This window comes from Kitasatospora sp. NPDC048662, assembly GCF_055587065.1.
The window spans coordinates 361,576-375,544 of record NZ_JBVJHA010000006.1 but is presented as its reverse complement, the minus strand read 5'-3'; the positions used below and the strand labels follow the sequence as shown (position 1 = coordinate 375,544).

At 72.3% G+C, this 13,969-nt stretch carries 12 protein-coding genes; 7 read left to right on the top strand and 5 right to left on the bottom strand.

What is annotated here, in order from left to right; translation table 11 throughout:
- Positions 1-211 precede the first annotated feature (211 nt).
- Positions 212-1,576, top strand: coding sequence for an NAD(P)/FAD-dependent oxidoreductase (locus tag ACZ6R9_RS19920; protein WP_465539270.1), 1,365 nt, complete (start codon positions 212-214; stop codon positions 1,574-1,576).
- Between the two features lie 324 nt (positions 1,577-1,900).
- On the top strand, positions 1,901-2,626 hold the full coding sequence (locus ACZ6R9_RS19915; protein ID WP_465539268.1) for a DUF6159 family protein: 726 nt from the start codon (positions 1,901-1,903) through the stop codon (positions 2,624-2,626).
- A gap of 17 nt (positions 2,627-2,643) precedes the next feature.
- Here the strand turns inward: ACZ6R9_RS19915 and ACZ6R9_RS19910 are convergent, their stop codons facing one another.
- The 4 genes from ACZ6R9_RS19910 to ACZ6R9_RS19895 form a co-directional block, all read right to left on the bottom strand.
- On the bottom strand, positions 2,644-3,030 hold the full coding sequence (locus ACZ6R9_RS19910) for a transposase (protein WP_465539266.1): 387 nt from the start codon (positions 3,028-3,030) through the stop codon (positions 2,644-2,646).
- Positions 3,031-3,076: 46 nt separating this feature from the next.
- A complete protein-coding gene (locus tag ACZ6R9_RS19905; RefSeq protein WP_465539264.1) occupies positions 3,077-3,772 on the bottom strand; it encodes a type 1 glutamine amidotransferase domain-containing protein in 696 nt (231 codons plus the stop codon).
- A 411-nt stretch (positions 3,773-4,183) separates the two neighbouring features.
- Positions 4,184-4,669 carry a hypothetical protein gene (locus ACZ6R9_RS19900; RefSeq protein ID WP_465539262.1) on the bottom strand — a complete coding sequence of 162 codons (486 nt, stop codon included), beginning with the start codon at positions 4,667-4,669 and terminating at the stop codon, positions 4,184-4,186.
- A 65-nt stretch (positions 4,670-4,734) separates the two neighbouring features.
- Positions 4,735-5,325 (bottom strand): histidine phosphatase family protein, encoded by a 591-nt coding sequence (locus tag ACZ6R9_RS19895; RefSeq protein WP_380482629.1) that lies wholly within the window; start codon positions 5,323-5,325, stop codon positions 4,735-4,737.
- 233 nt (positions 5,326-5,558) lie between these two features.
- Here ACZ6R9_RS19895 and ACZ6R9_RS19890 point away from each other — a divergent pair, with 233 nt between their 5' ends.
- The 5 genes from ACZ6R9_RS19890 (at position 5,559) to ACZ6R9_RS19870 (ending at position 8,888) form a co-directional block, all read left to right on the top strand.
- Positions 5,559-6,404 (top strand): hypothetical protein, encoded by an 846-nt coding sequence (locus ACZ6R9_RS19890; RefSeq protein WP_465539260.1) that lies wholly within the window; start codon positions 5,559-5,561, stop codon positions 6,402-6,404.
- A 67-nt stretch (positions 6,405-6,471) separates the two neighbouring features.
- A complete protein-coding gene (locus ACZ6R9_RS19885) occupies positions 6,472-6,993 on the top strand; it encodes a DUF7919 family protein (protein ID WP_465539258.1) in 522 nt (173 codons plus the stop codon).
- Between the two features lie 116 nt (positions 6,994-7,109).
- Positions 7,110-7,859: a hypothetical protein gene (locus ACZ6R9_RS19880; protein WP_465539256.1), complete on the top strand. Its 750-nt coding sequence runs from the start codon at positions 7,110-7,112 to the stop codon at positions 7,857-7,859.
- 140 nt (positions 7,860-7,999) lie between these two features.
- Positions 8,000-8,734 carry a DUF6338 family protein gene (locus ACZ6R9_RS19875; protein WP_380482621.1) on the top strand — a complete coding sequence of 245 codons (735 nt, stop codon included), beginning with the start codon at positions 8,000-8,002 and terminating at the stop codon, positions 8,732-8,734.
- The gene (locus ACZ6R9_RS19870; RefSeq protein WP_380482618.1) at positions 8,697-8,888 is read left to right on the top strand and encodes a hypothetical protein; all 192 of its coding nucleotides are present in this window, start codon (positions 8,697-8,699) and stop codon (positions 8,886-8,888) included. The genes ACZ6R9_RS19875 and ACZ6R9_RS19870 overlap by 38 nt, the downstream gene beginning before the upstream one ends.
- 9 nt (positions 8,889-8,897) lie before the next feature.
- On the opposite strand, the gene ACZ6R9_RS19865 is transcribed toward ACZ6R9_RS19870, so the two are convergent.
- On the bottom strand, positions 8,898-13,859 hold the full coding sequence (locus tag ACZ6R9_RS19865) for a CHAT domain-containing protein (protein WP_465539253.1): 4,962 nt from the start codon (positions 13,857-13,859) through the stop codon (positions 8,898-8,900).
- Between the last annotated feature and the right edge of the window lie 110 nt (positions 13,860-13,969).

Genomic DNA, 13,969 nt, shown 5'->3' with positions numbered 1-13,969 from the left:
GATGAACCCGCTTCCTGCTAGCGCTCGTTGACGGCGAACCGCCGCCGCTAGGCCTGATGGTACGAACGCCTCCTCGCCATGGCAATGTCAAGGAGGCGACCTCCGCGCGGTCAACTCCGGTCACCGAGGGTGCACAAGTGATCGCCGGGTGTGAGCGGCGCGGGTTGTGGGCACGGGCCCCCTGTGACCCCCTCGTAGATCGGATCCCACGATGAACCTGGCACGCCGCGGTACCGAGACGCGCACTGGCCATGCCCTGGTGCTGGGTGCCGGCATCAGCGGCCTCTGCACGGCCCGGGCCCTGTCCGAGGTCTTCGACCGGGTCACCCTCGTCGAACGGGACACTCTCGCGGGCGACGGTGCCGTCCGGCGGGGCGCGCCGCAGGGGGCGCACGTGCACTCGCTGACGGTCCGCGGCGCGAACGTCCTGGAGGAGTTCTTCCCGGGCTTCGTCGGCGAACTCGCCGCCGACGGTGCCACCTTGGCCACCGCGCTGAGCGAGGTCGAGATCGTGTTCTTCGGCTCCCTGCTGCGCAAAGTGCCGCTGGGCACGGTGCTCCAGGCGAGCCGCCCCTTCCTGGAGGACCGCCTGCGGGCCAAGGTCTGCGCGGCGCCGAACGTCACCCTGCTCGACGGCCGGGAGGCGACCGCCCCCCTCACCACGTCCGACCGCACCAGGGTGACGGGAGTCCGGACGGCCCGCCCGGGGGCGCCCGGCAGCACCGAGGACATCGACGCCGACCTCGTGGTCGACGCCATGGGCCGGGCGGGCCGAGGCGCGACCTGGCTGGCCACGCTGGGGTACGAGAAGCCCGCGGAGCAACGCCTGCGCGTAGACGTGGCCTACGCGAGCCGCCGCTACCGGCTCCCCCCGGGTGCGATGGGCCCGGACAAGGCCCTCCTGGTCGGCGCGACCCCCGCGCGCCCGCGCGGCCTGGTCCTCACCAGCCAGGAGAACGGCATCTGGGTGCTCTCCCTGTACGGCTTCGGCCGCGCGCACCACCCGCCCACCGCGCCGGATCAATTCCTGCTCTTCGCCCAGGAGTTGGCCTCCGCGGACGCGCGCGAAGCCCTCCGGCGCGCCGAGCCGGTCACCGACGTCGCCTCGTTCGCCCACCCCCACGCCGTACGCCGGCACTTCCACCGGCTCCGCCGCCTTCCCGACGGCCTGATCTCCATCGGCGACGCGATCTGCAGCCTCAACCCCATCTACGGCGCCGGCATGACGGTCGCCGCACTGGAAGCCGCCGCCCTACGCGAATGCCTCCTCGCCGACGGCACCCGGAACCTCCCCCGGCGCTTCTACCGGTCCGCCGCGAAAGCCCTGCACCTCTCCTGGCTGTTCTCCACCCTGGCCGACAAATCCATGCCCCAGGTCCCGGGCACCCGTCCCGCCCTGTCCGCCCTGCTGGCCAAGTCCTTCCGGGCCACCATGCGAGCCGCAGCCACCGACCCCAAGGTCGCAACGGCCGTCTGGAACGCCGTCAGCCTCACCGGCTCCCCGGCCGAACTCGCCCGCCCCCACATCATCACCGCGATGCTGCGCAACTGGCCGCGCGAGCCGGCCGAGAGCTGACGGCGCCACACGAGCCGCACCCGCCACGAGCCCGGCCGGCTCGAAGGTGTTCTGCCTGGTACTCCAGTCGCAGATGTGATCTCCGGGTAGGAACTGGTGGGACTCGACGCGGAGCCGACTTCAACCAACGAATGATCATTCGGAGGTGCCGGCGAGCGTCCAGGGGCCGGCTGAGCGATGTGTTGTCTGTGTCACGAATCGCTCCGGCTTGTGACGGTGGCGCCTCCGTGGTGAGCGGCATGACGACTGGCATAGCCTGTGGCGCGTCAGCGAAACATGACCACCCGTGGGGACCCTCTCGTGAGTACCGTTCAACCCGTACGTGTGTCCTTCGGGGTGCTGCGAAACAACCGCCGCCTGCTGGTGTTCCCGCTACTCAGCGGTGCCGCGCTGGCGCTGATCTCCGGTGGCGTGGCAGTGCCGGCGTTCCTTCGGGATTGGGCCGAGCCGTCACCGTCCACCTTCGATGTGATCTCCATAGGCGTCGGCTATCTCCTCTTGGGATTCGCGCTCACCCTCTCCAGCGCCGCGATGATCTGCGCGGTCGATGGCGTGCTGCGGGGAGAGCCCGCCCGGATCGGCGTGAACTATCGGCGAGCCCTGCGGCATTGGCGACGGCTGCTGGCGTGGAGCCTGCTCAACACGACGGTTCTGCTGCTCATCCGACAGCTGGAGCGGATCCCGGCCGTCGGCTGGATCATGGACGAACTGTTCAGCGCCGGATGGGCCGTCGCCACCTACCTGGCGCTGCCGGCCATGATGATCGACGGCCTCGGGGTGACGGAGGGCACCCGCCGGTCGGCGCGGATGCTGCGCGAGACCTTCTCCCGGCAGGTGTACGGCTCGCTGTGGATCGCGCTGCCCATGGTCCTCTCGGTGGTCATCGGATTCCTGGCATTCATGCTCGGAGTGGAGTCGAACAGCGTGGGGCCTGCCATTGCGGGCGGACTGATCGCTGCCCTGCTCCTGATCTGCGCACTTCTGGTGGGGGCCACGGTCTCCGGGATCTTCCGCACCATGCTTTACCGGGACGCTTCGACTGCAGCCTAATACTCCAGATGTGATCGTCATGGTTGCAGGCCGACTTGGCCGCGATAGTGGCTGCGGTGTGCGCGAGCTTGGTGGCGTCGGCGCCAGGTGGACCAGCGCAGTCGGTGGGCGAGGTCGTGAGCGGGCTGCGTCCAATCCGGCCAGGGTCTTTGAGCTCTGGAACGTCTCCTCGACCGTCCAGCGGCTTCCGGCGATCTTGACCAGGGTGGACAGTGGGGGGCCAGCCGGGGCGAGTAGCAATGGTAGTGGGCGAGTTCGCCGGTGCGGCGGTTGCTGGAGACCGCGAGCACGTAGCCGAGCTGCCGTTTCTCCAGGGCTGCACGCAGTTTCGGGTTGTCGCCGTAGACCTCGTCGCCGGCTGCCCAGGCGGCTGGGACTCCGGCATCCAGGGCGCGTTCGATCATCTGCTGGGCGAGTTGTGGTTTGGTGGCGAAGCCGATGTCGTCGGGGCTAGGAGAGGTTCTTGAGCATGATCGTGGCCAGCGGGCCGGAGGACGCCGGATTCTGTCCGGTGTACAGGTTGCGGTCAACCACCGTGTACGACTCCCACATCGGGCCGCGGGAGTAGTCCGTGGGAAGGTTTCTCACCTCGTCCTCCATGAGCCACTTGGCCTTGTCGGCGAAGCCGACGCCCGCCTCCTCGTCGTTCGTGAATCCGGTGACGCGGTAGTTGGAGAACGGCGTGTCACCCTTCTCGTCCCGGGTGGCGAGCAGTGCCGCCGGGGCATGGCAGACGAGGCCCAGCGGCTTGCCGGACGCGAGGGCCCTCCTCAGCAGCAGCCCGGAATCGGCATCGCACCAGAGGTCCTCCATGGGGCCGTGGCCTCCTGGGTAGTAGACCGCGTCGTAGTCGCGGAGGTCCACGTCCTTGATCGGGATGGCGTGGCGGAGCTGCTCGGCCTCTTCGATGATGCCTTCCTGCTTGACGGATGCATCTTCTCCCCCCGTGAACTGGGGTCGCAGGCTCATCGTGTCGCAGACGGGTACGACACCGCCCGGGGTGGCGATGGTGACCTCGTGGCCGGCCCCGGTGAAAACGCTGTACGGACTTGTGAACTCCTCGGCCCAGTACCCGCTGGGGTGCCGGTGGCCGTCCTTGAGCGTCCAGTAGCTTGCTCCGGTCATCACGAAAAGGATCTTGGCCATGAGAGAACGCCTCTGAAGGTTGGAGGAATCCGATAGCGGTGAAACGGCTGCCCGGGAGGTGGGGTCACTTGGTGACAGGAGTCTCCGGCCGCATCTCGTAGGAATGCTTGGAGTAGTCAAAGAGCCGCTGCGACGGGTCATCTTCCCAATCCGAAGCCGGTGCCGGCTCCCGTGACAAGGACCTTCCTCAGCGCTGTATTCGCCATGCCGAACGCTTCCTCTCGCGCTCAATTGGTTCGCAGTGTTTCCCCTCTGGGTAAAAGCGAAGCGTTCTGGCCCGGGAGTGTTGCACAATTACGATCGACGCAGTCCGCTGGGAATGGCAACCCAAGTGGGCCGATCGGGTTTTAATGGCGCACGAGAGAACGATGCTCACGGGCCAACAGCAGTGGGCACACTGGTGGGTAGCCCCTACTGACCCAGGGCAACGCAGAACACGTCGCCGTGCCCCGGCCGGCCGTTGCGCTCCTCGTGGTTGTCGATGACCAGCGCCGAGGCCCTCAGGGCCTGCGCCCGGTACTCGACGTAGCCGCGCTGGCGGCGGTCCACGGTCGGGCCGGGGGCGTCAGGGAGTTGGGCGAGTGCGGTCTCCACCTCGCTCCAGGGGAGGTACTCGGAGAACTCGATCCCTTCGGCCTTCCGCCACTCCTCGGCCAGCCCGGCCACGGTGGCGAGGCGGTGCAGCTCGACCGAGCCGCCGACGACGGTCCACTCGGGGCCGTTGAAGTACAGCTCGACCAGACCGTAGTCCCGGCGCAGGGACATGCCCGCTTCCACGACGTCGTCGATCCACGCGCTTCGGAAGGCCCGACCCACGTCGGCGATCGGGGAGCCGATCCCGATGCCGTGGAGTCGGCCGGTGGCGATGACGGATGCGAGGAATGCCGTGCCGTTCACAGGAGTTGCTCCAAGTCTTCGGTAGGACAGTGATCACCCTCGCCGACCGGGGGGCGCTCACTGTGCTACGGGACGTTCCAGGCGGCGATGACCGGGCGGCCGTGTTCGGTGGCGAGGGTGCTGAGACTGCCGGGGTGGGGGTGGCCGAGGAGGGCGGCGGCGGAGGGGTCGAGGCCGAGCCAGCGGACGGCGAGGATGCGGGCCAGGTGGCCGTGGGCGACGACGGCGACGTCACCTTCGGTCAGCAGGGGGCGGATTCGGTCCAGTACCGCGTCCGTGCGGGCGGCGACCTGGTGGAGCTGCTCACCGGGGAATGGTGCCTCGCCGGGGACGATGCCGTCCTGCCACAGGTCCCAGCCGGGTCGGGACTGTTCGATCTGCTCCGCCGTCAGTCCCTCGTAGCCGCCGTAGTCCCACTCGAGGAGGTCGGGGTCGGCCTCGACGCCGGTCAGGCCCGCCAGTTCGGCCGTCCGCAGGGCGCGGCTCAGCGGACTGCTGAACACCGCGACCGGCCGGGGGCGGCCCGCGAGTCGCGGCGCGAGCGCCCGGGCCGTCGCCTCGCCGACGGCGGTCAACGGGACGTCGGTGCGGCCGGCATGACGGCCCGACAGGCTCCACTCGGTCTGACCGTGCCTGATCACTGTCAACTCACCCATGGCCGTGCAGATTAGCCGAGGATGTGATCGCCCGAGGTGTGGGCAGCATCTCAGGTGACGGTTGCCGGGACGGGGAACACCTGCCCGGTGCTGAGCCCGCCGTAGGCTCCGGTGCAGACCTGTGCGGCCGCCCTGTCGCCGGTGCGCGGAGTTGCCGAGCCGCTGAGTGCCTGACGGGGAGAGGGGCAATCAGCCGGGGGATGGCCGGCCCGGGGCAATGGGAGAATCGGGGCGTGAGTGAGGAATTCGTCGACCTGGGGTTCGTGACGGCGCCGTCCGGTGTGCTGGTGCTCGGCATGGCGTCGTGGATCGACTACTGGCCGGAGCTGGGGCTTCCGCTGTCCGAGCGCGCCAGGGTTGCCGCGGCGTCCGGCGGAGGCCACCTGTGGGACGGCGAGTGCGAGGCGGTGGCCGTCCCGGCGGCCCGGGACCGGGAGTTGCGGGTGCGGGCGCGGACGGCCCTGTCCTGGTACACCGAGGAACCGGTGATCTCGCTGCTGGAGGTCGATCTCGGCCTGCCCTGGACCGGGCCGGACGACGCACCGGTCCCGCTCGGGGACCTTCCCGTCGATCGGGGCGGCATGGTCGTCGGGGACGGTGTGGGCCTCGACGCCTGGATCGGGCTGGAAGGCGAACCGGCCGACGGTCTCGCCGACGTCACCTACTGGGGGCTCCACGCGCCGGACGCCCACGCGCACTTCGGCGGGCAGCGGATGCCGGCGGACGGCTCCTGGGGCTGGCTCGACCTGCCGGTGGCGAAGGCGGAGGCGCTCGTGGCAGAGATCGAAGCGTGGCGGGGCGGCCTGCGGAGCGGGAAGAGCATCGCCGTCATGGCCGACAAGCACACCGATTACCACCTGTTCCAGCGCGCCGGTGCGGACCACCCCCTGCTGGCCGGCGCGATCGAGGTCGGCGGATGCCAGGTGCTCGGCATCGACTGGGAGGCCGCCGACCATTCGATGAGCCACCACGGCGAACGCGCGGCCGGCCAGGTCCATCCCGTGACCCTCGAGGCGGACGGGGCCGGCGGGACGGTGCTGCGGTGGACGATTCCGCCCGGCGAGACCGACGACGACTGACGGTCGGCCCGGCACGCTCCACAGGTCCGCGCCGTCGCGGCCCACGGTTGAAGGACAGGAGAGCCGCATGACATTCTTCCGCGACCTGAGTCCGTACACCTACTTCGAACAGGAAACCGTCGCCGAGGGGCTCGATTTCGCGACGTTCGCCCCCACCTACCGCAGGGTGAACGTGGGGTGGCTGAGCAGGCTGCGCAGATACCCCAGGGGTGCCGCCCCGGAGGGTTTTGCGGATCGGCTGCTCGACATCGTGCAGTGGCAGCGCGTGAACGGCACGCGGGGTTTTCACGTCTGCGGGCTCTGTCCGCCCTGGCGGCGAGGGCGGGAGGGGCCGGTGCGGGTGGAGCACCGGGGGCGTGAGGTCGCTCTGGGGTCCGGTGAGATTCGGGTGCCGGGGCGGGGCGGTGAGGTTTTTGCGGCGCCGTCGTTGGTGGCGCATTACGTGGGCCGGCACGGGTATCTCCCGCCGGCGTCGTTCGTCGAGGCGGTGATGGGGTGTCCCGAGGGGTGGATGTCAGGTCCGGATGCGGCGGGGGTGCCGCCCGGCGCGGAGCGGCGCGACTACTCCGCAGCGAGAGGTGAGGAATAGACGGACCGTCAATTCGTGAGCGCCGGAAGTCACCGTCAATTCCCTGGCCGGAGCCCTCTCGGCGGTGGGGGGCGAGACTTTTCAACGGCGGGGATGATCACTAGGGTCTGGGGGCTGTGACCACGAGTGAACCCGACGACGACCTGTGGGCAGAGTTCGTCCGCGAGATCGAGAAGAACAACGCGGTGCGCGAGCCGAGCGCCGCAGAACGCGCGGCGGCGGCCCGGCGGCCGGTGCGGCGGCGCTCGCGGCGGTGGCTGGTGCTTCCGGCGGCGGCCGTCCTGCTGGCGGCGGCGGGTGCGACGGCGTACGTGCTGCAGCCCTCGGGCCGGAAGGCGCCCGCCGCGGCTGCGCCGGTGCCCGCTGCGGCAGCGCCCGCGCCTGCGGCCGGTTCCGTGATCCCGCTGGACATCTTTCCGAAGCAGGTGCAGGGCTACACGCTGGTGGCGGACGTGCAGAACCCGACCTGTACCGGCGCGGACACGGTGGGGACGGCCCTCGCGGGGATGATCGCGCAGGGTAAGGGGTGTCTCGGCGTCGATCTGGCGCTGTACAAGGACGCCGACGGCAACCAGTACACCCTGGCGCTGTTCACCATGAAGGACCCGGCGGAAGCGGTTCACCTGCTGACGTACCTGGCCGGCCATCCGGAGACGTTCCAGGTCGCCGTTCAGCTTCCGCCCAAGGATTCGGGGCTGCGTGAACTGCCCGCCGACAGTGGGCTGGTGCAGAATTTCGGGTCGTCGGGGCACGGCCTGCTGGTCGGCATGGCGCAGTGGTCCGACGGCCGCACCACCGGCTTCGACAAGCTGGTGGCCAGGCTCACGCCGTTGACCGAGGCCGTCATGCACAACATCCCGGCCTGACGGGGGAGTTGGGGAGTGCAACTGTGCGACTGACGCTCCGTCAACTCGGCGGAACCGTCCCGGGTGATGGCCTGCTCGGTTAGGGTGAGGCAGCGCTTCGGTGCTGCGGCGGACGCGGTCGCCGCGGGGGCGGGGGAGGAATGGACGCGGTGGTTCCGAGCACGGTGCAGCAGTTGGCCATCCTGGTGGTTCTCGTGCTGCCCGGGATCTTCTACCAGGCCGTCTCCGACCGCCTGCGCGGTCCGCGCGCCGCCGAGCAGGAGCCGCAGAACCGCGCTCTGCGGGCGGTCGCGATCAGCGGGCTGCTGGACGCCGTGTACGCGGTGGTCGCGGGGCCCTGGCTGGCGCGGCTGCTGCGCGGGGGAGACGACGGGCCGCTGGTCGGGTTGCTGCGGCACCCCCGGCAGGCGGGGCTGGCCGTGCTGCTGCTGGTCGTGGTGGTGCCGGCGGGCGCGGCCTGGGCGGCGGCGGCCGTACGGCGGCGGCGCGAGCGGGCGCACTACGAGCCGACGCCGACGGCCTGGGACTTCCTGTTCGCCGACCGCGACCCCTGCTTCGTCCGGATCCGGCTCAAGGGCGGTCTGTGGGTGGGCGGTTGGCTCGGCTCGCGGTCGGCGGTGTCGGCGTTCCCGCAGCAGCAGGACATCTATCTGGAATCGCAGTGGCGCCTGGGCAGCGACGGGACGTTCCTCGGCAAGGTGCCCGGCACCGCCGGGGTCTACGTCAAGGGCAGCGAGGTCGAGGTGCTGGAACTGCTGGCACCGCCCGAAGCGGAGCCCGCGGCAGCACCCACGGCGGAGCAGGTGCCGGTACCGGCAGCACGGAGGGAGCAGGGTGATGGCAGCGAGCAACCCGAACAAGCACGGCGGCGATGACGACCTGTCGGTGGAGAGCCTGGTCGAGGAGTACACCAGCCGGCGGATCTTCCGGATCGGCGCAGGTTCGGCCGAGCCCGACCGGGGCCCCGAGGGCGGCTCCGGCACGGCGCAGAGCGAGAAGGCGCCCGAGCCGGGCGGCGCGGAGTCCTGAGGCCGCCGCTCACGGCCCGATGTGGAGGTGCGCCGCCCACAAGTGCGGTGCGGGCAACAGGCGTTCACGCAGCGACCGGACGGCGTGGTGCAGGGCCGGCGCCGGGTCGAACGGGCGGAGCCCGGCCGCGTCGTCCGCCGCCAGCGCGGCGTAGAAGTCCCCGGTGACGCGGCGGGCGACCTTGTCGGAGACGCTCCACAGCGTGCCGATGACGTGGGTGAAACCGGCCAGTTGGAAGGACGGCGCCAGGTGCACCGCCTCGTCCGGCAGATCGTGGCCGCCCTGGGACGTCGAACAGGCCGACAGGAAGGCCAGCTCGGCGTCCACCGGGCGTCGCGCGAACAGGTCGAGGGCGCTGAGCCGGCCGTCGTGCAGGATCAGGCCGCTGTTCGACGGGCTGCCCGGGTCGCTGACGCCGTGACAGCTGAAGTGCACCCAGGAATGCCGGTACAGCGCCCGGCGGACCTGCTCCACGGTGGCCTGCGCGCCGTCCAGCCGCACACCGCCGGGGAAGAGCTCGGTCACCAGCGCGGCCTCGGCCTCGGCGCCGGGCAGCGGGGGGCCGCCCGGGGTGTGCGCGAGCGCGACCACCAGCGGGGCGGGGCGCCGGCGGGGTGAGGCGGTCACGGTCGTCCTGCGCCGGGCGCGCAGCAGGGAGCGCACCGTCGGCGTGTACGAGGAGACGACGCGGTCCAGGACCCAGGTGCCCGGCAGGCGCCGGCCCTTGCCCGCGGCGTGCAACGGCAGGAACGCCAGTCGGCCCGCCGGGCACCACCACAGCCGCGGCCACTCCTCGCCGTCCAGCGGGGTCCCGCGCAGCCCGAGCCGGTCCAGGACGGGCGCGGCCAGACCGTCCCACAGCCACGCCAGAACGGAACCGTGCATCTGCATCGCCCGCTTGGCCTGTGCCAGGCCCTCGTCCCCGTAGGCGGCGTCGATCCACCGCTCGTCGAAGACCAGCGCGGCCGCCGCCACCTCCTCCGGGGTGAGGTCCGGCAGCGGCAGGACGTCGATGCGCGGCGCGCCGCCGCCCCGGGCGGTCAGGATCAGGGCGTGCGAGCCGTACCCGCTGACGTTGACCACCACCACCGGGCCGCGCTCCGCCACCGAGAGCAGCTGGCGGGTGGTCGGCGGGCGAAGGAAGTCGTCGAGCTCGGGCAACTCCCGGATCTCCTCCAGGAGTTGGTCCCAGCGGCGGGACAGCGCGTGGCGTTCCTCGGCGTCCCGCAGGGCGGCCGCCCCGGCGCCCGACATCCCCTGGACGAAGAAGGCGTCAGGAGCGTTGGCGCCCACCGGCTGCAGCGCGGGGTGCTCCCGGCCCAGCCGGTCCCGGATCCGTTCGAACTCCGCGGCGCGGACCGGGTCGAGCTCGCGCAGCCGGGACAGGTCGCCCTGGTTCTCCAGGCCCTGGGCCAGCAGCACACCCCGGCCCTGTTCGAGCAGGGCCAGCGCCCGCGCCGGATCGCCGGCCAGGATCGCCAGCGCCGCCGCCGAACTGGCCAGCCCCCGGCCCGAACTCAGCCGGTCCTCCTGGTCGATCCGGGCGAGATGACGCGGTGCCACGCTCGACAGCAGGCCCACCGCGTGGGCGAAACCCTCCAGCGCCTCCGCCGAGCGGCCGGTGCCCGCCGCGATGCCGCCCCACAGCCGGGCCGCGCGGAGGCGGGTGTGCGGCGGCAGCGTCAGGTCCTCGGCCGTCTGCCGGATCAGCCGCATCGCCTCCGCCAGATCGACCCTCTCGCCCCACTCGGCCCGCCGCAGCTGCGCCGTCGCCAGCACCTGGCGGGCCGCGGCGTGCATCGGGTCCGGGGCGTGCGTGGTGTCGGCGAGCGCCTCGCGGGCGGCCGCCGCGGCCCGGCGCAGCGCCGCCCGGGCGGGACGTTCGGGGAGCAGATCCGAGGTGTGCAGACCGGCGAAGCCCAGGCGGGCCAGCGCGAGCGTCCGCAGCGGATGGGGGGAACCGAGTTCCACCACCAGGTCCTCCAACCGCCGGCAGGCCTCGACGGCGGCCGCGGCGTCCTCGGCCGAGCGGGCCTGCTGGAAGCGCACCGTGGCCAGGTTGAGCGCGGCGCGCTCCCGGGCCAGCGACATCCCGCCGCGCTGGTCGGCGGCCTCGCTCAGCAGGGCGAGCGCCCGCTCGCGCAGCGCGGCGTCACCGGTGCTCGTGGACAGGTCGAACAGGGCCGTGCCGAGGTTGTTCAGCACCATCGGGCGCCGCGCCGAACCCGGGGCGGTGTGCTCCAGCGCCGTCCGGAACACGGCGACGGCCTGCATCGTCCAGCTGCGGTCACCCGTTCGCGCCGCCCGGCCGAGCATGGCCGCACCCAGGTTGGTGAGGACCAGGCACCGGTCGCTGTACCCCTCGGGCGCGGAGGCCAGCGCGGCCTTCAGGGTGCCGAGCGCGGCGTCCATCCGCTCGTCCGAGCCGGACTCCACCGCCAGCGACCACTGGAGGTAGCCGAGGCCCGCCTGGACGGAGGCGCGTTCCGGGGCGTGCTCCGGCAGGTGCAGCAGCGCGGCACGGCAATGGTCCATCGCCTCGGCGCGCAGCTGCCCGTCCGGCCGGAAGCCGTACAGGTCGGCGAGGCAGGTGGCGAGCCCGTCGAGGGCGTACGCGTGGGGTTCCGGCGCGGTCAGGGCGATGGCCTCGCGGTGCCGGGCGGCGGCCTGCTCCAGGTGCTCCGGGCCCCCGGTGAGCTGGAAGCGCAGACGCAGGTTGTTGCCGAGGGTGACCAGACAGTCGGCGCGGTCGGCCACGTCGCCCCGAGGATCGGCGAGGGCCTCGGACAGCAGGGCGGAGGCCCGGTCGAGCGGGGCGGTGTCCGAGCGCAGCACGGCGGACGAGTCGAGCGCGGCGGCGAGCCGGTGGACCACGGCCAGCCGCTGCGGGGCGCCGGGCGGGGCCATCGCCAGGGCCTGTTCGAGGTGCTCCACCGCCCGGTCGAGCATCCCGTTCTCGCCGCCGTGGCCGAGCAGCGCCAGCAGCGCCGCACCCAGCAGCAGCCGGTGGTCCACGCGGTCGGACGCGGGGCACCCGTCGTCGGCGGCCACCACCGCGCCCAGCACGGCCACCCCCTCCCGGTAGGCGGTCGGGTCGCCGGTGTCCTCCGCACGCTGTATCCAGTGGGCGCCGAGCCGGGCCTCCAGGTCGAGTCGCCGTGGGTCGCCCGGGGGAAACAGCGCGGCGGCGCGGCTCATCGACGCGGCGGCCTGCCGCCAGGCGTCCCCGCCGTCCTGGCCGGTCCCGAGCGCGAGGGCGGTCCCGAGCGAGAAGCGTACGTCCGCCTCGAAGTCGGGGCCGGGGGACGGCAGTTCGAGGCACTCCCGGTAGTGCGTCACCGCCTCGGCGGCGCGCTCGTCGCGGCCCTCCCGCACGGCGGAGTCGAGTAGGTGGTCGGCGAGAAGACGCAGCGCCTGCGCGCGTTCCGCCGTGGGCCGCGCCAGCTCCGTGACCAGTCGGCGCAGCAGGGCGAGCGACTCGGCGGACGGGGCGTCCCTTCCCTCGGCCACGGCCCGCAGGCCCAGCAGGTCCGCCAGTGCGGCGCCCCGAACCAATCGGAGCACCGGCAACTGCGGCGAGGTGGCCTCGAACCCCGCCACGGCCCGGGCGACGGCCTCCGCCAGGTCCTGCGGGTCCCGGGCGGCCTGGTAACGCCTGGTCAGGGCGTGCGCGAGCATCGTCAGGGCGTCGGCGGACAGCGCGGTCCCGCCCGGGGCGAGACCGACCACCTGCCGCGCGGCGGCCAGCGCGAGGGCGGTGGCCCCGGCGTCGTCCTCGGCGGTGCTCCTGAGCAGCACATGGCTCAGGTTGCACAGGTGCTGGAGCCGCAAGCCCTCGGTGGGCGCGAGTTCGGCGGCCCGCCGGCACAACGCGACGCCCTCGGCCCGCAACCGGGCCATGGGCTCGGGGTCGGGCTCGGACTCCGGCGCCGGAGCGGCCTGGGCGATCAACACCATGCCCAGGTAAGAGAGGCGGTCCGGGTACCCCGAGGGGTCCGCTGCTCCGTCCGCCCGGCGCAGCGCCTCGCGCAACAGGTCGGCCGCCTCCGGCAGGACGGCGTGTTCGCCGAACAGCACGGCGGCATGGGCCAGGACGAACCCGAGTTCGAGGCGGGTTGTCGCCCACTGGGGGTCCTCGGGCGGACACCGGGCCAGCCCGGTGCGGATCTCGGACACGGCCTCCTGGATCGCTCCCTCGCTCTGCGTGACGTCCGACCAGAACCGAAGGGAGACGCCCAGGTTGGCGTGCCGGCGGGCCTGTTCGCCGGGTGCGCCCGGAACGGCTGCCACGGCGGCGCGGCCGATCTCCACGGACTCGGCGAGCGAGGACAGCTCGGCGCGGTCGAGCCAGTCGGCCAGCAGGGCCGCGCCGAGCGTGGACAGCACCGAGCCCCGTGCGGAGACACCCGGCGGGCACTGGGCCACCACACGGCGGAGCAGCCGAACCGCCGAGGCAGGCGCGCCGGCGTACCGCCAACGTCGGAACGCCAGCACCATGCCGATCGCCGCGACGTTGGCCTGCCCGACACTCGTCCCACCTCCGTCGGGGACCTGCCCGGATCCGTCGGTGCTCGGCCCGCGTCCGTCGGCGGTTCCATCCCCGGCGGCCACAGCCAGTAGCGGTGCGAGCTCAGGTGAGATCCACTCAGGCATGTGCTGCCGCACGGGGAGCAGGCACAGCAGCCCCTCGCCGAGCAGCGTCTGGTCGTGCTGGCCGTCGGCCAGGTACGCGAACAGGTCGCCGTAGCCGAGCGCGAAGGCGTGTTCGAGCGGGAGGTCGGTGGCGGGCGGCACCCCGCCGGCCCGCAGTACGGCCGTTGCCGCGTACGCCTCGGGGGTGGTGAACCAGGCCATCACCGCCGCCGCCGGATCCGCCATGACCAGGCTGATGCAGGGAGTCAGCAGGGCGATCGCCTCGTCGGCGGTCATGGCCGGCTGCCCCGCCGGGATGCCGTCGGTGTTCACAGCCACCTCCTCTCCGCCGGGATGTCGTTGGTCGTCACAGCCAGCCGCTCCCCGAGGGAGTTTCGTCGGTGTGTTCACAGCCACATCCCCCGCAGGGATGCTGTCGGTGTTCACGG